This window comes from Variovorax xiamenensis (genome assembly GCF_050916385.1).
Taxonomy (GTDB): domain Bacteria; phylum Pseudomonadota; class Gammaproteobacteria; order Burkholderiales; family Burkholderiaceae_C; genus Variovorax.
Genome location: NZ_CP139038.1, coordinates 4,270,943 through 4,291,041, shown reverse-complemented (window position 1 = coordinate 4,291,041; position 20,099 = coordinate 4,270,943). Strand labels below are relative to the sequence as shown.

16 protein-coding genes are annotated in these 20,099 nt (G+C 68.5%); 7 read left to right on the top strand and 9 right to left on the bottom strand.

Annotated features, from left to right (window positions below):
- Window positions 1–133 precede the first annotated feature (133 nt).
- Window positions 134–1,120, top strand: coding sequence for a sialic acid TRAP transporter substrate-binding protein SiaP (locus SFB74_RS19535; protein WP_432725908.1), 987 nt, complete (start codon window positions 134–136; stop codon window positions 1,118–1,120).
- Here SFB74_RS19535 and SFB74_RS19530 read toward each other — a convergent pair.
- The 3 genes from SFB74_RS19530 to SFB74_RS19520 form a co-directional block, all read right to left on the bottom strand.
- Window positions 1,117–2,544: a GTPase/DUF3482 domain-containing protein gene (locus SFB74_RS19530; protein WP_432725907.1), complete on the bottom strand. Its 1,428-nt coding sequence runs from the start codon at window positions 2,542–2,544 to the stop codon at window positions 1,117–1,119. The two genes, SFB74_RS19535 and SFB74_RS19530, sit on opposite strands and share 4 nt — an antisense overlap.
- A complete protein-coding gene (locus tag SFB74_RS19525; protein ID WP_432725906.1) occupies window positions 2,541–3,944 on the bottom strand; it encodes a DUF2868 domain-containing protein in 1,404 nt (467 codons plus the stop codon). The genes SFB74_RS19530 and SFB74_RS19525 overlap by 4 nt, the downstream gene beginning before the upstream one ends.
- 348 nt (window positions 3,945–4,292) lie before the next feature.
- Window positions 4,293–4,907, bottom strand: coding sequence for a TetR/AcrR family transcriptional regulator (locus tag SFB74_RS19520; protein ID WP_432725905.1), 615 nt, complete (start codon window positions 4,905–4,907; stop codon window positions 4,293–4,295).
- A 55-nt stretch (window positions 4,908–4,962) separates the two neighbouring features.
- Here SFB74_RS19520 and SFB74_RS19515 point away from each other — a divergent pair, with 55 nt between their 5' ends.
- Window positions 4,963–5,406, top strand: a complete 444-nt coding sequence (locus SFB74_RS19515; RefSeq protein WP_432725904.1) for a VOC family protein — start codon at window positions 4,963–4,965, stop codon at window positions 5,404–5,406.
- 108 nt (window positions 5,407–5,514) lie between these two features.
- On the opposite strand, the gene SFB74_RS19510 is transcribed toward SFB74_RS19515, so the two are convergent.
- Together SFB74_RS19510 and SFB74_RS19505 are read right to left on the bottom strand one after the other, a co-directional pair.
- Entirely contained in the window at window positions 5,515–7,371 is a 1,857-nt protein-coding gene (locus SFB74_RS19510) for an ABC transporter ATP-binding protein (RefSeq protein ID WP_432725903.1), read from the bottom strand.
- Window positions 7,372–7,442: 71 nt separating this feature from the next.
- Window positions 7,443–8,375, bottom strand: coding sequence for a LysR family transcriptional regulator (locus SFB74_RS19505; RefSeq protein ID WP_432725902.1), 933 nt, complete (start codon window positions 8,373–8,375; stop codon window positions 7,443–7,445).
- 117 nt (window positions 8,376–8,492) lie between these two features.
- Between SFB74_RS19505 and SFB74_RS19500 the strand changes: the two genes are divergently transcribed.
- Window positions 8,493–9,320 carry a DODA-type extradiol aromatic ring-opening family dioxygenase gene (locus SFB74_RS19500; protein WP_432725901.1) on the top strand — a complete coding sequence of 276 codons (828 nt, stop codon included), beginning with the start codon at window positions 8,493–8,495 and terminating at the stop codon, window positions 9,318–9,320.
- Between the two features lie 21 nt (window positions 9,321–9,341).
- Here the strand turns inward: SFB74_RS19500 and SFB74_RS19495 are convergent, their stop codons facing one another.
- Window positions 9,342–12,311, bottom strand: a complete 2,970-nt coding sequence (locus SFB74_RS19495; RefSeq protein ID WP_432725899.1) for a glycosyltransferase — start codon at window positions 12,309–12,311, stop codon at window positions 9,342–9,344.
- A 206-nt stretch (window positions 12,312–12,517) separates the two neighbouring features.
- Window positions 12,518–13,984, bottom strand: coding sequence for a glycosyltransferase family 2 protein (locus tag SFB74_RS19490; RefSeq protein ID WP_432725898.1), 1,467 nt, complete (start codon window positions 13,982–13,984; stop codon window positions 12,518–12,520).
- Between the two features lie 139 nt (window positions 13,985–14,123).
- On the opposite strand from SFB74_RS19490, the gene SFB74_RS19485 reads away from it, so the two are divergent.
- Both SFB74_RS19485 and SFB74_RS19480 read left to right on the top strand, forming a co-directional pair.
- A complete protein-coding gene (locus SFB74_RS19485) occupies window positions 14,124–14,684 on the top strand; it encodes a cytochrome b (RefSeq protein ID WP_093306507.1) in 561 nt (186 codons plus the stop codon).
- A complete protein-coding gene (locus tag SFB74_RS19480) occupies window positions 14,681–15,520 on the top strand; it encodes an alpha/beta fold hydrolase (protein WP_432725897.1) in 840 nt (279 codons plus the stop codon). The genes SFB74_RS19485 and SFB74_RS19480 overlap by 4 nt, the downstream gene beginning before the upstream one ends.
- A 3-nt stretch (window positions 15,521–15,523) precedes the next feature.
- On the opposite strand, the gene SFB74_RS19475 is transcribed toward SFB74_RS19480, so the two are convergent.
- Both SFB74_RS19475 and SFB74_RS19470 read right to left on the bottom strand, forming a co-directional pair.
- Entirely contained in the window at window positions 15,524–16,531 is a 1,008-nt protein-coding gene (locus SFB74_RS19475) for a Bug family tripartite tricarboxylate transporter substrate binding protein (protein WP_432725896.1), read from the bottom strand.
- The gene (locus SFB74_RS19470; protein ID WP_432725895.1) at window positions 16,528–17,523 is read right to left on the bottom strand and encodes a Bug family tripartite tricarboxylate transporter substrate binding protein; all 996 of its coding nucleotides are present in this window, start codon (window positions 17,521–17,523) and stop codon (window positions 16,528–16,530) included. Before SFB74_RS19470 ends, SFB74_RS19475 begins: the two co-directional genes overlap by 4 nt.
- Before the next feature lie 155 nt (window positions 17,524–17,678).
- Between SFB74_RS19470 and SFB74_RS19465 the strand changes: the two genes are divergently transcribed.
- Both SFB74_RS19465 and SFB74_RS19460 read left to right on the top strand, forming a co-directional pair.
- Window positions 17,679–19,133: an FAD-dependent oxidoreductase gene (locus SFB74_RS19465; protein WP_432725894.1), complete on the top strand. Its 1,455-nt coding sequence runs from the start codon at window positions 17,679–17,681 to the stop codon at window positions 19,131–19,133.
- Between the two features lie 105 nt (window positions 19,134–19,238).
- The gene (locus tag SFB74_RS19460) at window positions 19,239–20,087 is read left to right on the top strand and encodes an IclR family transcriptional regulator (protein ID WP_093200766.1); all 849 of its coding nucleotides are present in this window, start codon (window positions 19,239–19,241) and stop codon (window positions 20,085–20,087) included.
- The last annotated feature ends 12 nt before the right edge of the window (window positions 20,088–20,099 follow it).

Below are 20,099 nucleotides of genomic sequence, written 5' to 3'. Positions count from 1 at the left end.
GGGCAAACCCGCTCCCGAGGTTTGTATCAAATCCTTACGATTCCCGCGCCGGACGCATTCGCCCGGCACCCGCCCGCCGCCATGGCGTCGATCTTGCATGGAGGAGGGCTGTTCTCAACCCGAGGGAGAGTCGATGAAAAGCTTGTTGCCGTGGCGCCGCGCCGGTGTCTTCATATGCATGGCGCTCGCGGGAGCGGTGGCTGCGCACGCACAGGTGCTGCAGTTCAAGTGGGGCCATGTCTACGAGCCCGGGAGCATCTTCCACCAGCAGGCGGAAATGGCGGCGCGCAAGATCGCCGAGCAGTCCGAGGGCAAGATCAAGATCGAGGTGGTGCCTTCTTCCAAACTGGGGCAGGAGGGCGACTTTCCGCTGATGCTGGCCAACGACTCGATGCAGATCGCCTACGTCGGGCAGGCCACGCTGGCCGAGGGCTATCCGCCGCTGAGCCTTGGGAGCTACCCGTTCGCCTTCAAGGACCTCGACCACATGCGCAAGTATTTGGCGAGCCCGTTGCTGGCGGAGCTGATGAAGGGCTACAACGAGAAGAGCGGCAACCGCATGGTCGCCTCCGTCTACTATGGCGCGCGCCAGGTCACCTCGGCGAAGCCGCTGGCCAAGCCCGAAGACTTCCGCGACCTGCGCCTCTACGTGCCCGCCGCCGCGGCCTACCAGCTCTTCGCTACCGCGCTCGACGCCAAGCCGGTGACGCTGCCCTTCATGAGCCTGTACGGCTCGCTCAAGAAGAACGAGGTCGAGGCGCAGGAAAACCCGCTCGACATCGTCAAGTCGAAGAAGCTCTACGAGGTGCAGAAGTACGTGCTGCTGACAGCGCACGTCTACGACACGCTGGGCATCGTCATCGGCAAGGCCGCGTGGGCCAGGCTGAGCGCGCAGCAGCAGGCGATGGTCGAGAAGGTGCTGGTGGAAACCGCCAAGTGGACCAACGTCGGCGTGATCGCCGGCGAGCTGGAGGACGAGAAATTCCTGCGCGACAAGGGCATGACCGTGTCGCCGGCCAACCGGCAGCTCTTCCTTGAGCGGGTCGTCAAGCGTTCGACGCCCGAGCAGTTGGGCGCGCGGCCGGGCGACTACGCGCGGCTGCAGGCACTGGCGAACTAGGGCGCTTCGACGAAGGCGCGCTGCAGCGCCAGCGACAGCTCGGCCACCAGCGCCTCGCGCTGCGGCGACGGGCGCCAGAAGCTGCGCGTCGCGATGCCGCCGGATTCCCACTCGGGATGGTTGCGCGCCGGCTGCGCGCCACGCACCGCGGCCGCAGCGGCGCGCGTGGGCGCATCGCCATCCTCGGGCGATTCGGCGGCGATGCGCTGCGTGGCCGCATGGCCGCGCAACTCCAGCGCCTGCGTGAGCTTCAGCTGCCATGCGGCCAGCGTGAACAGCACGCCGTCTTCCACGGTGAGCTCGTGCACGTCGCGCAGCTTGTTGGCCAGCTTGCGCCCCAACGGCCCGAGGCCCTGCGACACCGCGCCGCCGATGGCGCCACCCAGCGCCGCGCCCGCGCCCAGCGAAATGCCGGCCACCGCAAGGTCGGCCACCACGCCCACCGCCGCGCCGATGACGGCGCCCTTGCCGAGGCGCAGGCCGGCGTCCTTCATGGCTTCCGGGCTGAAGAAGTCCAGCGTCCAGCGGCCTTCGATGATCGGCAGCGGCGCCTCGTCGGCATCGCCTTGGCGAAAGCCGTAGAGCGCGAGCAGGTCGTCGGTGCAGCGCTGCGCCTTGTCGAACACGTCTTTCTGCAGCGCGGCGACGAGGGCCTTGCGGCGCGCCTCGTCGGCGAATTTCATGGACGACACCGTCCGGCGCACCGCAGCCGCGTCGACCAGCAGGTCGGCAATGCGCGTGCATGCGGATTCGCGCCGCCGCGCGGCTTCGGCGGCCAGCGAATCGACCACTCCGCGCAGCAGCTCGCGGCGATCGCGCAGCAGCGTGGCGAGGTCGTCGTACAGGTCCTGCTCGGCGCCAACGAACGGGGCGGCCGCGTCGAAGCGCACCTGCACGTGCAGGCCGTAGGCCGAGAGCAGTTCCTTCCACGCCGGCTCGCGGCTGGCCGCGTCGCGCACGAAGTTGAGCACCGGCAGCACCGGGCGCGCACAGGAGTTGAGCAGCTCGATTTCGTCGCGGAACTTGGGCAGCACCGGCTCGCGCACGTCGATGACCAGGAAGGCCGCATCGATGTCGAGCATGGTGCGCAGCACCTTGGCCTCCTGCTCGAACACGCCCTGTGCCTCGGGGCCGCGCAGGAACTGGCGGATGCGTTCCGGCGGCGTCGCCTGCGCGTCGAAGCCGGCCGCAAGGTGCTCGCGCAGCGCGACGGCGTCCTCGAGGCCGGGCGTGTCGAAGAAGCGCACGGCGGCTTCGCCGTTCACGTCGAGGTCGACCGATTCGACATGGCGCGTGGTGCCCGGGCGCTGCGACACCTCGCCGAAATCGATGCGGCGCGTGAGCGTGCGCAGCAGCGAAGTCTTGCCCGCGTTGGTGTGGCCGACGACGGCGATGCGGATGGGCAGTTGCTGTTGCTGCGTCATGGGGCGATGGCGCTTTCGGGCAGGGCGGCGTCGAGCTGGTCGCTGGCGGTGATGCGCTCCAGGCCGGTGTCGCGCAGCCAGTCGAGCCAGCGCTGCGTGGCGTTTGCATCGGGCGCATCGGCAAGCCACAGGCGGCATTCGCCGCAATGCGCAAGCACCTCGCGCAGGAAGCGCTCGGTGCCGCGGTCGGGGCTGGATGCGGCGTGGCAGACCATCAGCACCGTGCGCGGACGGGCCTGGGCCAGTCGATCGAGCAGGCCGCGGCGCGCCGGGGCGCTGCCGTCGATGCGCTGCGCCTGCGTCGCGATGGCGGCGGGGAGCACCGCCGGCGGCCACGGCATGTCGGGCGGCAGCTCGAAGCCGATGACGAAGAGAGCATCGCTGAGTTCCGAAGCCGGCAGGCTAGAGGGCATGGCGCCGCGCAGGCGGCCCGGGTCTGCATCGACGATGGCTGCCGGCGCCATCGCGGCGAAGCGGGCCATGAGCTTGCGGTAGTAGGGTTCGTTCCAGTCGGGCTGCAGCGCCTTGCGTCGGCTGCGCAGGATGCCCGCGCTGAGCAGCACGAGCGCGAGGCGCGGCAGCAGTCCGTAGACCGCGATGCAGCCGGTGAGCCACAGCGCCCAGGTGCGCTGCCCGGCGGCGCTGGCGGTGCCTGCAGCGGCCATCACCGTGGCGGTGTCGGGCACCGGAAAGCCCAGCTTCGCAGGCACCCAGCCCAATGCCTGCACCGCGCGCACGAAGAATTCCGGCTCGAGGATCGTCGTCTCCCAGCTCAGCGTGTAGCTGCGGAACGCGAGCGCGAAAAGCATCGCGGCCAGCACCACCGCGAACGAGAGCGACCAGATGCCGTGGCTCACGAGCCCGAAGGCCCATGGCAGCAGTTTCGCGCGGGACAGCAGCCCCGTGGCCGCGCGCACCAGCGTCGGTGCCTGCCCGCGCTTGCCGCCGGCCACGCGCGCTGTGAGCGACAGCCAGATCCAGCCCAGCGACGCGGTGTTGAACGAACCGAGCGGCAGCCACAGCCCGGCGAGCCACAGCAGCAGAGTCAGCGCATGCAGCCCCAGCAGGCTCGCGAGCGCGACGATCACGTTGATGTGGCGCTCGCCGCCGCCGACCACATTGCCCGCCAGACCGAGGCCGGCGACGACGATCAGCGCCGCGAGCGCGAGCAGCACCCAGGGCGCCCATTGCCGGGCACGCGCGAATTCAGGCTGCAGGCCGATGCGCTCGCCGAGCAGAAGCGCGCGTTCGGTGACCTGGCGATGGGCGTCGGCTGTGCGGGAGGCGGCGATGCGCAGGGCCTGTGCGTCGTCGAGCGGACCGTTCTGCTCGGTCCATCGGATCGCCTCGGTGATCACCGCGTCGGGGAAGGCGGGTTCGCGCAGCGCGGTGTTGGTCAACAGGGTCCCTTCGCAGCCAGTCTGTATCTGTATGAGTCAGTGAGGCCCGGCTCGGGGCGGGGCCGCGCAAATTATGCCCGGCGCATTCCGGGCGGCCACGACGAAGAACGGGGCCGCGAGCGGCCCCGTTTCACGGGATGTGGATGGGTTGGAATCTAGCGGAGGCCGAAGAACGAAAGCACGGCAACGACCACCACGACCAGACCGACGATGTAGATGATGGAATTCACGCGAGGACTCCTCTGTGTTGAAGATGAATCCAGCATCGCGCGGACGCCGCGCAAGCACTGTCGGCAGGGGGCGGCGCGTGCTGTAGGCGTGTGTGAAGCGCCGGGCCGGATGGGGCCGTCAGCGTTTACGAGCGGGTACAGCGGGTACCAGCGCGCGCTCCAGCAGCCAGAGCATTGCCGCGCGGGTTTCTCCGGCATCAGCGCCGGCATCGATGGCCAGCGCGGCGCGGTCGAAGGCTGCCGAGAGCAGCAGGGTGAGAGCGTCGAGCGAAACCTCGTCCTTGCCCATGCCGGCGCGCGCGAGGCCTTCGCGCAGGGAAGCGGCCGACGTGGTGTCGTCCAGCGCCATGATTTCTTCCATGCCGAGCACTGCCGGCCCGTCGATCAGCAGCAGCCGCGTGCGGCCCGGCACCGTCATCGCGCTCAGGTAGGCCTTGCTGCCTTCGAGCAGCGCCTCGCGCGGCGTGAGCTGCTCGGGCGCGGCCGCCTCGATGTCGGCCGCGACGGCCTGGCTTTCGCGCATCAGCACCTGGCGGAAAAGGTCGCGCTTGTCGGTGAAGTGGTGGTACAGCGCACCGCGCGTGATGCCGGCGGCCACCGCGATCTCGGGCGTGGACGTGTCGCCATAGCCCTTGCCTACGAAGAGGGCGCGCGCCGCGTCCAGCAGCGCGAGGCGGGTGGTTTCGGTGCGTTCGCGGTTGGTTCTGACCGTTGCCGATGTGGTCTTGCTCATTTACATGCAGACTGTCTGTAAGTTATATTCAATTTACATGCAGTCTGTATGTTAAATGAAAGGACTCACCGTGAAAGTGACGAGCTACTACCCCGTTCTCATGACCAACGACGTTGCCGGAACGGCTGATTTCTACAGGACGCACTTCGGCTTCGTGCCCCTGTTCACGAGCGACTGGTACGTGCATCTGCAACTGGCGGACGAGCCCTCGGTGAACCTTGCCGTGCTCGACGGCCGGCACGAGACCATTCCGGCTCCCGCGCGCGGACAGGTGGCGGGCGGCACGCTGCTGAACTTCGAGGTGGACGACCCCGACGCGGTGCACGACCGGCTGAAGGCAGCCGGCCTGCCGATCCTGCTGCCGCTGCGCGACGAGGCTTTCGGGCAGCGGCACTTCATCACGCGCGACCCGAACGGCGTGCTGATCGACATCATCAAGCCGATCCCGCCGAGCGGGGAGTTCGTCGCACAGTACGAGGCCGGCGCTTTGCCCAGCTAGGTTCTCCCCCAGGCTTCGCGCACTTCGTGTCGCTGCGCCAACCCCTTTCCGGGGCAACACCTGCGGCCCGGCAAAGCCGGTTCCGCGGTGTTTCGCGAAGAAGGCTCTTCAGGCGCGCAGCGCCTCGTCCTCTTCGAGGCTGTCGCCCAGGAAGCCACCGCTCTGGTGGGCCCACAGCCGCGCATAGAGACCGCCTTGCGCCATCAGCGTGCGGTGGTCGCCTTCTTCCACCACGCGGCCTTCGTCGAGCACGATCAGCCGGTCCATCGCGGCGATGGTCGAGAGCCGGTGGGCAATGGCGATCACGGTCTTGCCTTCCATCAGCGTGTAGAGGCTCTGCTGGATGGCGGCTTCCACCTCGGAATCGAGCGCGCTGGTGGCTTCGTCGAGCAGCAGGATCGGCGCATCCTTCAGCATCACGCGCGCGATGGCCACGCGCTGGCGCTGGCCGCCCGAGAGCTTCACGCCGCGCTCGCCCACGTGCGCCTCGTAGCCGCGACGGCCGGTCGCGTCGCCCAGCGTCTGGATGAAGTCGTGCGCTTCCGCGCGCTTGGCTGCAGCTTCGATCTGCTCCTTCGTGGCGTCGGGCCGGCCGTAGGCGACGTTGTCGGCCACCGAGCGGTGCATGAGGGAAGTATCCTGGGTGACCATGCCGATGTGGCCGCGCAGCGAGTCCTGCGTGACGTGCGCGATGTCCTGCCCGTCGATCAGGATGCGGCCGCTTTCCAGGTCGTGGAAGCGCAGCAGCAGGTTCACCAGCGTCGACTTGCCGGCGCCCGAGCGGCCGACCAGGCCGATCTTCTCGCCGGGCTTCACCGTCAGCGTCAGGTCGTCGATGACGCGGCGGCCCGCGTCGCCATAGCGGAAGCTCGCGTGCTCGAAGCGCACCTCGCCGCGCGGTACGTCAAGTGCCTTCGCGTCGGCCGCGTCGAGCACGGTGCGCGGACGCGACAGCGTCTTCATGCCGTCCTGCACCGTGCCGATGTTCTCGAACAGGCTGGTCATCTCCCACATGATCCAGTGCGACATGCCCTGCAGCCGCAGCGCCATCGCCGTGGCCGCGGCCACCGCGCCGATGCCGACCGCGCCGTGCGACCACAGCCACAGCGCCACGCCCGCCATGCCGGCAGTCAGGCCCATGCTCAGCGTGTGGTTGACGATCTCGAAGGCGCTCACCAGCCGCATCTGGCCGTAGCCCGTCTTCATGAACTCGCGCATCGCGTCGCGCGCGAAGCCGGCCTCGCGCTGCGTGTGCGAGAACAGCTTGACGGTCGCGATGTTGGTGTAGGCGTCGGTCACGCGGCCGGTCATCAGCGCGCGGGCGTCGGCCTGCTCCTTGCCGACCTTGCCCAGGCGCGGCACGAAGTACACGAGCGAGCCGATGTAGAGCGCCAGCCAGATCAGGAAGGGCCAGACCAACTGCGCGTCGAGCACGCCCACCAGGATGATCATGGTGGCGACATACACGCCCATGGCCACCAGCACGTCGGCCAGCACGAACACCGTGTCGCGCACCGCCAGCGCGGTCTGCATGACCTTGGCGGTGATGCGGCCCGCGAACTCGTCCTGGTAGAAGGCCATGCTCTGGCCCAGCATCAGCCGGTGGAAGTTCCAGCGCAGGCGCATCGGCAGGTTCACCGCGAGCGTCTGGTGCTTCACGATGGTCTGCAGCGCCACCACGAAGATGCTGATGACGAGGAACGCAGCCAGCCACATGAGCGTGCCGCCGCGGTCCTGCCACAGGCGCGAGGGTTCCTGCCCGGCGAGCCAGTCGACGATGCGCCCGAGGATCGCGAACAGGGCAGCCTCGAAGATCGACATGGCGGCCGTGAGCGCCGCCATTACTGCGATCTTGCCGCGCACGCCATGCGTGCAGGCCCAGAGGAAGGCGAAGAAGCCCTGCGGCGGCATCGGGGGCTCGGCGGCAGGGTAGGGGTGAAGGAGTTTTTCGAAGAATCGGAACAAGGAAAGAGTCTCCCGGAGAGCTCAGGACTTTAGCCGCGCATGCATGACCTTGCCCCGAAAAGGTGCGTTCTTCAGGAAGCGTTCAGCGCACCGCGCGGCTTCCCGTGGCTCGCCGCCGGCGGGCCCAGCCGCTCGCCCAGGAAGTCGATGAAAGTACGCAGTTTGGGCGCCATGTACTGCCGGCTCGTGTACACCGCGAAGAGCGTGACCGGCGTGGCCTCGAACTCCGGCAGCAGCCTCAGCAGCCGGCCCTGCGCGACGTCGTCGTCGATCAGCCAGGTCGGCATGTAGGCGATGCCCATGTCCGCGCGCACCGCGTGCAGCGTGAGCGTGGTGTCGTCCGAGCGCATGGCCGGCACCAGCCGCAGCGGAAACATCCGCCCGCCCGGCCCCTTGAGCGCGAGGTTGTCCAGGTTCACGTAGCTCGGCACGATGGCGCCCAGCTTCGCCAGGTCGGCCGGCACGGCGGGCAGGCCGCCCATACGCTCCAGGTAGGCGGGCGTGCCGGCGAGGAAGAAGGGCACACGGCACAGCGGCCGCGCGATCAGGGCGGGCGAGGGCTCCTGCGTGGCGCGCAATGCGAGGTCGTAGCCGTCGGCCGCCAGATCGACCTTGCGGTTCTCCAGGTGCATGTCGACCAGCACTTCGGGGTACTTCTCGCGGTAGTCGGCCAGCACGCGGGCGAAGCGCGGGGTGGCGCACCACACGGGCGCGCTCACCTTGAGCTGGCCGCGCGGCGTGTCGCTGGTCTGGCCGATGGCGGCCTCGGCCTCGTCGAGCAGGTCCAGCGCGCGGCGGCTCTGCTCGTACCAGGCGGTGCCGGCCTCCGTGAGGCTCAGGTGGCGGCTGGAGCGGTGCAGCAGCCGCGCGCCCAGCGACTTCTCCAACTGCGCCACGTGCTTGCTCGCCATGGGCGGCGACATGCCCTGCCGCTCGGCCGCCGCCACGAAGCTGCCCGCCTCCACGACTTCGCGGAACACCCGCAGGCTGGTCATCCGGTCCATGTGCGCTCCTCTCTTCAAAGTTTCCTGACAGGAACTGATTCGATGCATCGTAGCCTGTCGATTTCCTTGGAGGAAATGTCTACAGTCGATGCAACGCTTTCATCGAGGAGCATCGACTTGACCCACGACAACACCACTGTTTCGCCGCGCCTGCCCACGTACTTCATCTCGCACGGCGGCGGCCCCTGGCCCTGGATGAAGAAGGAAATGGGCCCGACCTACGACCAGCTCGAAGCCTCGCTGGCCGACATGCCGCGCCAGATCGGCCGCACGCCCAGCGCCATCCTCATGGTGTCGGCGCACTGGGAAGCCCCTGTCTTCACCGTGCAGGGCAACGCCAGGCCGCCGATGATCTACGACTACGGCGGCTTCCCCCCTCACACCTACGAGGTGCATTACGACTCGCCCGGCTCGCCCGAACTGGCGCAGCGCGTGCAGTCGCTCATCGCCGCCGCCGGCCTGCCGGCGCAGATCGACCCGCAGCGCGGCTACGACCACGGCATGTTCTCGCCGATGGCCGCGATGTACCCCAAGGCCGACGTGCCCGTGGTGCAGCTGTCGCTGCGGCGCGGACTAGACCCGGCCGAGCACCTGGCGCTGGGCCGAGCCATCGCGCCCTTGCGCGACGAGAACGTGCTGATCGTCGGCAGCGGCCTGAGCTATCACAACCTGCGCAACTTCGGCCCGCAGGCACATGGCGTGTCGAAGGCTTTCGACGACTGGCTCGAGGAGGCGGTGGTGAAGAGCTCTGCCGGCGAGCGCAGCGCTCAACTGCTCCAGTGGGATTCAGCCCCGGCCGCCCGCATGGCGCATCCACGCGAAGAGCACCTGATCCCGCTGATGGTGGCTGTCGGCGCAGCCGAGGGCGAAGCCGGCGAGCGCGTGTATCACGAGGACGCGTTCATGGGCGGGCTGGTGGTTTCGAGCTTCCGCTTCGGCGCTTGACACCTCAGCCGCGCTGCACGCTCAGGCTCCAGCCGGTGCGCGCGGCGGGGTCGCCAGCGCGAAGTCTTCGGTGACCAGCGTGAGGTTGGGGTTGTAGGCCGGATCGCAGCGCAGCTTATCGCCCCAACGCTCGATCATGTAGCGCACCTCCGAGGCGAAGCGCTGCTGTTTCTCGGGCAGCTCATCGGAGCCTCGTGTCGCCGACTCGTGGTGATAGAGCTCGGCGTACGGCGTCCAGACATTGCGCAGGCCGGCCTCGCACAGCCGCATGCAGAAGTCGACGTCGTTGAACGCCACCTTCAGGTTGACTTCGTCCAGACCTCCCACGGCCAGGAAGACCGAGCGCCGCACCACGAGGCATGCCGCCGTCACGGCCGAGAACGACTGGATGAGGCTGCCACGGCCGAAGTAGCCCGTTTCGTCCCTGCGCAGCCGCTTGTGGCTGTGGCCTGCTACGCCGCCGACGCCGAGCACCACGCCGCCATGCTGCAAGGTGTCATCCGAGTACCAGAGCCGGGCGCCGACCGCGCCCACGCCCGGTTGCAGCGCGAGCGAAACCATTTCCGACAGCCAGCCCGGAGAGATGACCTCGGTGTCGTTGTTCAGCAGCGCGACGAATTCGCCCCGGGCCTGGGCCACCGCGCGGTTGTTCAGGGCCGAGTAGTTGAAGGGCGCGTCGATGCGCAGCACTTCCGCGTCGGACTGGCGCGAGAGCTTCTCCAGATACTCCACCGCCTCGGGCTCGTCCGAGCCGTTGTCGATCACGAGGATTTCATAGCGGGGGTAGTCCGTCCGGGCCCGGATGCTGTCGATGCAGCGGCGAAGCAGCGACAGGCCGTTGCGCGTCGGGATGACCAGCGTCACCAGCGGAGGATCGTCGGGCAGGGCGTAGTGCGCCCGGTAGCCGTTGCCCGCGTGCTCCACGAACCCGCGGATGCCGCGGCGCCGGAAGTGGTCGTTGAGAGCTCGTTCGCCGGCCAGATGTGCGTAGGGCTTGGCGTCCGGATCGCCGGCGGCGCTCTGCGCGTGGGTGCGCCAGTGATAGAGAACCCGGGGAACGTGCCGGATCTGCTCCGGATCGACGTGTTCCATGCAGCGCAGCACCAGGTCGTAGTCCTGTGCGCCCTCCATGCCGACCTGGAAGCCGCCCACCTGCCGCACCAGGTCGGCGTGATACATGCCCAGATGCGAGAACATGTTCTGCGAGTAGAAGAGATCCTGGTTCCAGTCGGGCTTGAAGTACGGATCGCAGCGCCTGCCGTTCACGTCGAGCTTGTCTTCGTCGGAGTAGAAAAGGCGAGCGTCCGGAGCCCGGGAAGCGGCTTCGGCCATCCACAGGAGCGCGTCTTCCTTGAGCATGTCGTCGTGGTCCACGAGCGCGACCCATTCGCCTTCGGCCAGCTCGAGCGCGCTGTTCGAGGCTGCCGAGATATGGCCGTTCTCCTGGCGGTAGACCACCTTGATCCGCGCGTCGTTCGAATAGGAGTCCAGCACCTTCCTTACCTTCGGGTCGGAAGACGCGTCGTCCGCAATGCAGAGCTCCCAGTTCGGATAGATCTGGCTCCTCACGGATTCGATGGCGGCGCGCAGCCAGACAGGGTTGGAGTTGTAGGTCGGCATCACCACCGAGATCAGCGGCCGGTCGGAAAGCGAGGCGAGCCGCTCCCGCAGGATCTCGCGCGTCTTGCCGTCGATGCTGTCGTAGCGCTCGACCCAGTGCGCGTAGCTCGACGTGTCGGCGGCCGCTGCCTGCGCGGCGCGCGCTTCCAGGGCCGCGGCCGCACGAGCGACGCCGCCCAGGCCCGATTCGCGATAGATCCGGGCGACCGCGCGCATTGTCCGGACCGGGCCACGGCGTTCGGCCGCAACCGCGGAAATCAGCCCGGGCACGCGCCTGGCGCGGCGCACTTGCCGCCCCACCCATCGCAGCGGCCCGGTCACCTTCCAGCTGGTCGAGTGCAGGAGTTCGTTGCGGTGAGCGTCGGCCCGGGCCAACTGCGCGCGTGCTGCCTCCAGTGCGCTGGTCGCCTGCTCGGAACTGGTCGAGCTGCGGCCGAGCGCGGTCCTGGTTTGTTCGAGCCGTTCGGAAAGCTCCGTGCAGCGCTGTTCGCAGGCCTCCAGCGCGTTGGCCAGTTCTTCCTCGCGCAGGGTTCGCGATGCGGACTGCGGGTCCGGAATCTGGTCGGCCTGAACGAGTTTTCTCAGATGCAGCGGCGCGAGGCCCGTCACCACCAGCTCTTCACGGCCCGCGATGAAGCGCGGGCCGAGGACGTTGGCGGAAGGCGCGTTCTTGCGGATCACGCACATGGAGTTGATGAACTCCACCGAATGCACGTGGCCCAGGACCTCCTCGCCGATCTCCGTGCCATGAGCCTGCAGGAAGGGGCGCAGGCTGTCCTTGCGCGAGCAGCCCGGTCCCCAGTGCTCGTGGTTCGGCACGTCCGCGAGCTGCTTGAAGAACGCCATGGGCGAGGTCGGGTGGAAAAGCCCGCCTTCGTAGGCCGGCCAGTAGCTGCAGTGAAGGTCCTCGACGATGTAGAGGCCCCCGTCCGAAAGGCGGTCGAAATAGCGGCAGAACGACTTCACGATGTCGCCCGAGCGATGCGAGCCGTCGTCGATGATCAGGTCGAAGCGTTCGCAATGCGCCGCGATACGCCCGTCGACTGCGTCGGTGTTGGCATCGCCGAGCACCACGCGGATGCGGTCATCCTCGAAGCTGAGCCTGGCGCAGTCGGCATTGATGTCGCATCCGACCAGGCGGCGAAGGCCGGGGAAGTAGCGGGCCCAGATCTCCAGCGATCCGCCGTTCTGCACGCCGATCTCCAGCATGTGCGCGGCCGATCGTCGCAGGGGCGCCAGCAGCCGCTCGTACTCCGACAGATAGAGCATCCACTTGTCCGAGACCTTGCCCTGGTGGGCTTCGTAGAGTTCGCGCAGCGTGGCGTTCTCGTCGGGGTGGCGGGTTTCTCGGGATTGGGCAAGTTGCAGCATCTGGCGTCCAACGTGAGTGAAGTTGGCGGAAAACATGGAGGTGGCCCGAGCACGGGACCTCCGACGGTTTTCCAAGTCTTGCGATCAATCTGGGAAGAAAATTGAGCGAAGACTTCGTCACTGCACGCGCGCGCTGCCTGCCGGGAGCAACCGCGGAATCGGCCTAGCAGGCCGTCGACTGGGACGAGGGGCCTACAGCCGGTGCATCAGCGGTGCTCCCGCCGCACCCCATCGGCATCCACCAGCCCCACGCGCGTCTGCCGCCCCCAGGTGCCGCGCCCCGTCAGGAACATCCACCATCCCCACGCAGCACCCGTGTGCCGCAGGATCTGGAAGGTGAAGGGCTCGATCAGCGCGGCCGCGAAGGCCTGCGCAAAGCTGGCCTTGCTGCTGCCGGAGCCGATCCAGCGGCGGTACAGGTGCACCGACCACAGGTGGAAGGCGAGGTCGAGCACGATCTTCGCGCCGATCACGCCGGCCACTGGCGCCAGCACGCCGAGGTTGCCGCGCACCAGGTACACCAGCAGCAGGCCGAAGGCGGCCAGGCCGTAGAGCGGCTGCAGGGTGTCGACGGCCTTCACCGGCAGCATCGCGACGCCGAGCCAGCCATAACGCCGGTCGCCGACCATTGCGCGGTACCAGAACTGCGTCTGCAGGAAGCCGCCGAACCAGCGGCGGCGCTGGCGCAGGAAGGCGCCGGTGCTGCTCGGCGCGTCGGTATGCGCTTGCGCGTCGCCGAGCACGCGCACGGTCCATGGCAGGCCGTGTGCCTGGGCGTGGCGATGCAGGCGGTGGATGAGCTCGTAGTCTTCCACCAGGCAGTCGGTGTCGAAGCCACCCACGGCGCGCACCGCCTCGGTGCGAAAGCCGGCGAAGGCGCCCGAGATCAGCAGCAGGCCGTTGACGCGCATCCATGCATAGCGCGAGAGGAAATTGCGGATGTACTCATAAGTCTGGAACCACTGGAAGCAGCGGCCGGCCAGCGTGCGGCTGCACACGGGCGTGATGACGCCGGTGGCGGCGACGAGCTCCGGCTCTTCCGAGAAGGCGCGGCGCACGGCGCCGATGGCACGGCTGTCGAGCAGCGTGTCGCCGTCGACGGTGAGCACGATGTCGGTGTCGATGCACAGGACGGCCGCGTTCAGTGCCACTGCCTTGCCGCCATGGGGCAGGCGCAGCCAGTACAGCGAAGGATGCGTGGCGCTGGGGGCGCTCAGTTCGCCGAGGCCCGGCGCTACGAGTCCGTATTGCGTGGCGAGCAGCTCGGCCGTGCCGTCGGTCGAGCCGTCGTCGGCGATCACGATGCGGTCGGGCGCGTCGGTCTGGCCGAGCAGGGCGGCGAGCGTCACCGGTAGCACGGCCGCCTCGTTGTGCGAGGCGACGATCACGCCCAGCGTGTTGCGTCGCGCCGTGGCCGCGGGGGAGGGCGCGGGCCGGGGCCGCAGTATCGGCAGCGTCATCCACGCGACGAACAGCAGCAGCACGGTGTCGTACAGCACGTAGGCCACGCCCACCGACCATGCGCCGACATCGACGGCCTTGAAGGCCATGGCGAAGAGCAGGGCCCACAGCACGAGCACGCTGCCGTGGATGAGCCAGCTTCTCAGCGGCGTGCCGGGTGGAGACAGGCGCGGCGAGGCGGCCTGGAAGGCGCGTTGGAGAGAGTCGTTCAAGGGATGTCGTCCGGGCGGCTGTCGGTCGGTGGTTCGCTGATACGTAAAGACTCGGCCTGCGGTTTCGAAAAGCCCGGGGAATGCCGGGACAATCGCACGCGCTCCCGACTGAGTCGGCCCACGCCCGAAAATTCCCCGCATGCTCGCACAAACCCGCTACACCCGAACCGCCATCGCGCTGCACTGGCTGATCGCGGTGCTCATGATCTTCAACATCGCCCTGATCCTGCTGGTAGACCGCTATCCCGACGACTGGGTGCGCCCAGCCATCGACACCCACAAGTCCATAGGCATCACCGTGCTGGGCCTGGTCATCATGCGCATCCTCTGGCGTGCCACGCACAAGCCGCCGGCCATGCCGGGCTCCTATGGGGCCTTCGAACGCTTCGCGGCCCATGCGGCCCATGGCGTGCTCTATCTGTTGATGATCCTGCTGCCGCTGTCGGGCTGGATGCACGACTCGGCCTGGAAGGACGCCGCCACGCATCCGATGCAGCTCTTCGGCCTGTTCGAATGGCCTCGCATCGGCTGGATCATGGCCATCGAGCCGACGGTGAAGGAAACATGGCACACCGTGCTGGGCGGCGTGCACGCATGGGCCGGCTATGTGCTGTACGTTCTCTTCGGCCTGCACGTGCTGGCCGCGCTCAAGCACCAGTTTCTCGACGGCGAACGTGAACTGCAAAGGATGTGGCCATGAACGCCGACCTCATCGCGCGCATCGACGCGCTCTCGACCCATCATGATCCGGTGCACGAGGGCGTGCGCGTGCGCTGGCGCCGCTTCGGCTCCGACACCAGCCGCCCCCCGCTGGTGCTGCTGCACGGCGGCCATGGCAGCTGGATGCACTGGCTGCGAAACGCCGAGGCGCTGTCGGCCGGCCGAACGCTGTGGCTGCCCGACATGCCGGGCTTCAACGAATCCGACGCACCGCCGCGCGTGGCGTCCGGCGAAGACCCGCTGATGCCGTTGCTCGCGGCGCTCGGCGGCACGCTCGACCAACTCATCGGCGCGGGTACCGTCATCGATCTCGGCGGCTTTTCCTTTGGCGGTCTGACGGCCGCGCGCTTCGGGGCCGGGCGCGGCGCGGTCCGCCGCTTCGCGCTCATCGGCAGTGGTGGCCACGGCACGCTGCGGCGCATGACGGCGCAGATGATCAACTGGCGCGCCGCCCCCGATCGCGAGGCCGAACGCGCCGCGCTGCTGCACAACCTCGCGGCGCTGATGCTGCACGACCCGGCCGCCATCGACGCGCTGGCCTTCGAGATCCACGATATCTCCTGCCATGGCACGCGCTTCCGCAGCAAGGAGGTGTCGCAATCGGGCGGGCTGCAGCAGGCGCTCGGCACATTGAATGTGCCGACGCTGCTGCTGTGGGGCGAATTCGACGTCACCGCCGACCCGCGCCCGCTGGTCGCGCAGCTGGCAACCGAAGGGCCTGCGCGCGAGGGCGTGGTGGTCGACGGCGCCGGCCACTGGGCGCAGTACGAGCGCGCCGACGAGGTCAACGCGCGGTTCGTGGAGTTCTTCCGCTGATCCTTACTGCGACTGCTTCACCAGCCCGAGCTTGCGGATGATGTCGCCCCACTGGTCGTAGGTCGCGCGCGTCAGCTCGGCCAATTGCTTCGGGCTGGACGATTCGGCCTCGTACGCACCCTGGCGGAAGAAATCGCGCGTGGCCGGCATCGCCAGCACCTGCGCCAGCGCGGCGTTGAGCTTCTCGACCACCGGCGCCGGCATGCGCGCCGGTCCGTAGAAGCCCAGCCAGCTCGGCATGTCGACGCCGCTCACGCCTTGCTCACCCATGGTGGGCACGTCGGGCAGCATCGGACTGCGCTTCGGCGCTGCCACCGCCAGCATGCGAACCTTGCCGGTTGCAGTGTTCTGGATGGCGTTGGGCGCCGCGTCGAAGTAGTACTGCACGCGGCCTGCGAGAAAGTCCTTGGCCGCGTCGGCGCCGCCCTTGTAGGGCACGTGCACCACGTCCAGCCCGGCCTGCCGCGCGAAAGCCTCGCCGTAGATGTGCGACGAGGTTCCTGTGCCGAAGGAGGCGTAGCTCATCTTCCCCGGGTTGGCCTTGATGTACGCCACCAGTTCCTGCACCGTGCGCGCCGGCACGCTCGCGTGCACCGTCAGCACCAGCGGGCCGCGCGCGCCGAGCGAGATGGGCGTGAGGTCCTTGAACGGGTCGTAGCGCACCTGCGCCAGCGTCTGAGGGTTCTGCGCCACCACGGAGGAGGGCGCGTACATGAAGGTGTAGCCGTCTGGCGCGGAGCGGATCACTTCCTCTGTCGCGAGGATGAAGCTCGCGCCCGGCCGGTTCTCCACGATCACCGGCGTCTGCAGCACCTCGCCCAGCTTGTTGGCGACGAAGCGCGCCTGCGCGTCGGAGGCGCCGCCGGCCGCCAGGCCCAGCACGATGCGGATGGTGCGGCCCTTGTCCGGAAAGGGCGCGGCGGCGCGCGCCGCCAGCAGCGGCATGCCTGCACCGAGGGCGAGGCAGGCCGCGATCTGGCGGCGGCGAAGGGAGGCTGGCCTGTCGTTCATTGCTTGACCAGCCCCACCTGCTGAACCATCGCGCCCCAGCTGTCGTAGGTGGAGCGCGTGATGCTGGCGAACTCCGCCGGCGTGGTGGAGCCGGCCTCGTAGCCGCCGCTGCGATAGAACTCGCGCACCTGCGGCATCGCCAGCACCTTCGCCAGCGCGGTGTTGAGCTTCTCGACCACCGGCGCCGGCATGCGCGCCGGCCCGTAGAAGCCCAGCCAGCTCGGCAGGTCGAGCCCCGCGTAGCCCTGCTCGGCGAAGGTGGGCACGTCGGGCAGCGCGGCGATGCGCGCGCCGGCGGCCACCGCGAGGATCTTCACCTTGCCGGTGGAGGCCGTGATGATGGCCGAGGAGGCCGAGTCGAACATGTACTGCACGCGCCCGCCGATCAGGTCCTTCGCCGCGTCGGAGCCGCCCTTGTACGGGATGTGCACCGCGTCGATGCCGGTCTTCTTCACGAAGGCCTCGCCGTAGATGTGCGAGGAAGTGCCCGCGCCGAACGAGGCGTAGCTCACCTTGCCCGGATGGGCCTTCACGTATGCCACCAGTTCCTTCACGTTGTTGGCCGGCACGGTGGTGCTCAACGACAGCACCAGCGGCCCGCGCCCACCCATCGAGATGGCGGTGAAGTCCTTGAACGGGTCGTAGGGCACCTGCGCGAAGGTGTGCGGGTTCTGCGCCATGGTGGAAGAGGGCGCGTACAGCAGCGTGTAGCCGTCGGGCAGGGCGCGCGACACCTCGTTGGCCGCCAGCATCGTGCTGGCGCCGGGCTTGTTGTCGACGATCACGCTGGTGTCGAGCACCTCGCCGAGCTTCTGCGCAACGATGCGCGCCTGCGCGTCGGTGCCGCCGCCGGCGGTGAAGCCCACGACGATGCGGATGGGCTTGCCGCGCACCGGGAAGTCCTGGGCCACGGCCAGGGGCGCGAGGCCCAGCAGGGCTGCGGCACCGAGGGCCGAGCCGAAGGCACGGCGGGTGCCGTGAAGTTTTCTCATCGATGTCTCCGTTGGATTGCTTTTTCAATATTGATCTTGAAAATCATAAAAATCCATATTCACTAGGGAATACCCCAAATACTGGCGCTTTGAGTTTGACAAAATGGAAAGTGAAATCAAAATACGACGAAACAAGCCAAGCCGAGAACGCACTCATGAAAACTGTCGTCCGTACCGACGAGCGCATCCTGTCCTCCGACATCTTCGACCGCGACAGCCGCGTCAAGCGGCCTGACCACGGCAGCTGGGCCGAGCCCGGCAAGAGCATTCCGGTCTATCACCGCTGCGGCGTGCTGGTGGTGGGCGGCGGCCCGTCGGGCACCGCTGCCGCTGCCGCCGCCGCCCGTGCGGGTGCCGACGTGGCGCTGCTGGAGCGCTACAACCACCTGGGAGGCCTGTCGACCGGCGGCCTCGTCATCTGGATCGACCGCATGACCGACTGGGAGGGCAAACTGGTCATTCGCGGCTTTGCCGAAGAGTTGTTCGACCGCCTGCCGGCCGAAGCCATCGCCGGCCCGGTGCGCGAGGACTGGGGCTCGCAGGACACGGCCAAGGCCGCGCACTGGTCGCAGCGCACCGCCGCCTATCACGGCATCGTCACCTGGTCGCCCACCATCGACCCCGAGCGGCTCAAGCTGCTCTCGCAGGAGATCGTGCTGGAGCGCAAGGTCAAGCTCATCTATCACTCGTGGGCCGCCATTCCCATCGTGCAGGACGGCGCCGTCAAGGGCGTGGTGTTCGAGAGCAAGGAAGGCCGCATGGCGATCATGGCCGACGTGGTGGTCGACGCCACCGGCGACGGCGACCTGTTCGCCCGTGCCGGCGCCGAGTACGTGAACGACATCGAGGAAGCCGACGTGCATCACTGCATGAACACCTCCTGGCTCTTCGGCGGCGTGGACATGAACCGCTGGATCGAGTTCAAGGCCGGCCAGCCCGAAGCCTTCACCGCCTTCATGGCGGGCGGGCGCGAGCAGTGCGGCCTGTTCGAGCGGCCCTTCGTCTCGTGGCGCAACGACGTGGCGCTCTTCATGGGGCCGCGCCAGTCGGGCTATTCGGCGCTCGACGTGGACGACCTCACCGCGGTGGAAGTGCGCTCGCACCGCGCGATGGCCGCGCATCTCGACTACTTCCGCGCCCATGCGCCCGGCTTCGAGAACGCCTACCTGATGCTGAGCGCGCCGCAGATCGGCGTGCGCCATGCGCGGCGCCTCGTCGGCGTGGGCTCGGTGCTGCGCAGCCAGTGGCCAGACGGCGTGCCGCTGGCGGACGAGATCGGCGTGTCGCCCGCCGTCTCGCCCAAGTTCCCGAACATCTCCATTCCCTATGGCGCGCTGGTGCCGAAGCAGCTCGACGGCCTGCTGGCCTGCGGGCGCCACATCTCCTGCGACCGCAACTCGCACGGCTTCATGCGCGAGATCCCGCAATGCTGGATCACCGGCCAGGCTGCGGGCGTGGCGGCGGCGCTGGCTTCGCGCGGCGGCATCGAGCCGCGCTTCATCGACGTGGGCGCGTTGCAGGCCGCGCTGCTGGAGCAGGGCGTGTACCTGCGCGCCGGAGCAGGGCAGGGCGTGGCGACTTCGCCCGCCACGGCCGAGGCCGGCGCCTGATGAGCCTTCACCGGAACCAGCACGGCCATGAACCCGGCAGCCCTCCACCCGCGAGCCTCTACATTCGGGAGTCCCGATCCTGAGAGTCTTGCGAAGGGTTCCTCCATGTCCACCGAAAAGAACGACACCTCTTTCTCCCCGGCCGAGCAGGCCGACGCGCGCGGCGAGCGCTCCGACACCGTGAGCGCGCTGGAGCGCGGCATCTCGGTGCTGCGCTGCTTCAGCGAAGAGCGCCCGGTGCTGGGCCATGCCGACCTGGCGCGCATGACCGGCATTCCGCGCCCCACCGTCAACCGGCTGGTCGCCACGCTGCTCTCGCTGGGCATGCTCAAGCCGGCGCAGGCGCCCGACCGCTTCATGCTCGGCCCGGGCGTGGTGTCGCTGTCGCGCGTGTTCCTCGGCAGCCTCGACGTGCGCGCCGCCGCGCGGCCCAGCATGCAGGCGATGGCGGAAGAGGTTGGCGCCTCGGTCTACCTGGCCGTGCGCGACGGCATGGAGATGGTGCTGATCGAAGCCTGCCGCCCGCGCTCGTCGATGCTGTCGGCGCGGCTCGACGTCGGCTCGCGCGCGCCGCTGGCCAACTCGGCGCTCGGCCGCGCGTATCTCTCTGCACTGCCCGAGGCGCAGCGCAACCAGCTCGTCGATTCGATGCGCCTCCTGCGCGGCCCCGAATGGGACAGCATCGCGCCCAACATGAACCGCGCCATCGGCGAATCGAAGCGGCTGGGCTACTGCCTGTCGCTCGGCGAGTTCCACCGCGAGATCAATTCGGTGTCGGTGCCCCTCATCGGGCCCGACGGCGAGGTGATGGCGCTCAACGGCGGCGGCGCCGCCTTCGTCTTCACCGAGGAGCGCCTGCGCAACGAACTCGCACCGCGCCTGCACGACATCGCGCTGAGCATCGCGCGCGACATCGGCGGGCACGTACCTACCCCCACACCCTCGCCGGGCTAGCGGCCCGGCCGG

What these genes read in the sequence shown, in the direction of transcription:
- SFB74_RS19475 (WP_432725896.1), bottom strand. Translation starts at nt 16,531, where the DNA reads ATGAACGACAGGCCAGCCTCCCTTCGCCGCCGCCAGATCGCGGCCTGC.
- SFB74_RS19485 (WP_093306507.1), top strand. Translation starts at nt 14,124, where the DNA reads ATGCTCGCACAAACCCGCTACACCCGAACCGCCATCGCGCTGCACTGG.
- SFB74_RS19470 (WP_432725895.1), bottom strand. Translation starts at nt 17,523, where the DNA reads ATGAGAAAACTTCACGGCACCCGCCGTGCCTTCGGCTCGGCCCTCGGT.
- SFB74_RS19495 (WP_432725899.1), bottom strand. Translation starts at nt 12,311, where the DNA reads ATGCTGCAACTTGCCCAATCCCGAGAAACCCGCCACCCCGACGAGAAC.
- SFB74_RS19520 (WP_432725905.1), bottom strand. Translation starts at nt 4,907, where the DNA reads ATGAGCAAGACCACATCGGCAACGGTCAGAACCAACCGCGAACGCACC.
- SFB74_RS19480 (WP_432725897.1), top strand. Translation starts at nt 14,681, where the DNA reads ATGAACGCCGACCTCATCGCGCGCATCGACGCGCTCTCGACCCATCAT.
- SFB74_RS19465 (WP_432725894.1), top strand. Translation starts at nt 17,679, where the DNA reads ATGAAAACTGTCGTCCGTACCGACGAGCGCATCCTGTCCTCCGACATC.
- SFB74_RS19460 (WP_093200766.1), top strand. Translation starts at nt 19,239, where the DNA reads ATGTCCACCGAAAAGAACGACACCTCTTTCTCCCCGGCCGAGCAGGCC.
- SFB74_RS19505 (WP_432725902.1), bottom strand. Translation starts at nt 8,375, where the DNA reads ATGGACCGGATGACCAGCCTGCGGGTGTTCCGCGAAGTCGTGGAGGCG.
- SFB74_RS19535 (WP_432725908.1), top strand. Translation starts at nt 134, where the DNA reads ATGAAAAGCTTGTTGCCGTGGCGCCGCGCCGGTGTCTTCATATGCATG.
- SFB74_RS19515 (WP_432725904.1), top strand. Translation starts at nt 4,963, where the DNA reads ATGAAAGGACTCACCGTGAAAGTGACGAGCTACTACCCCGTTCTCATG.
- SFB74_RS19530 (WP_432725907.1), bottom strand. Translation starts at nt 2,544, where the DNA reads ATGACGCAGCAACAGCAACTGCCCATCCGCATCGCCGTCGTCGGCCAC.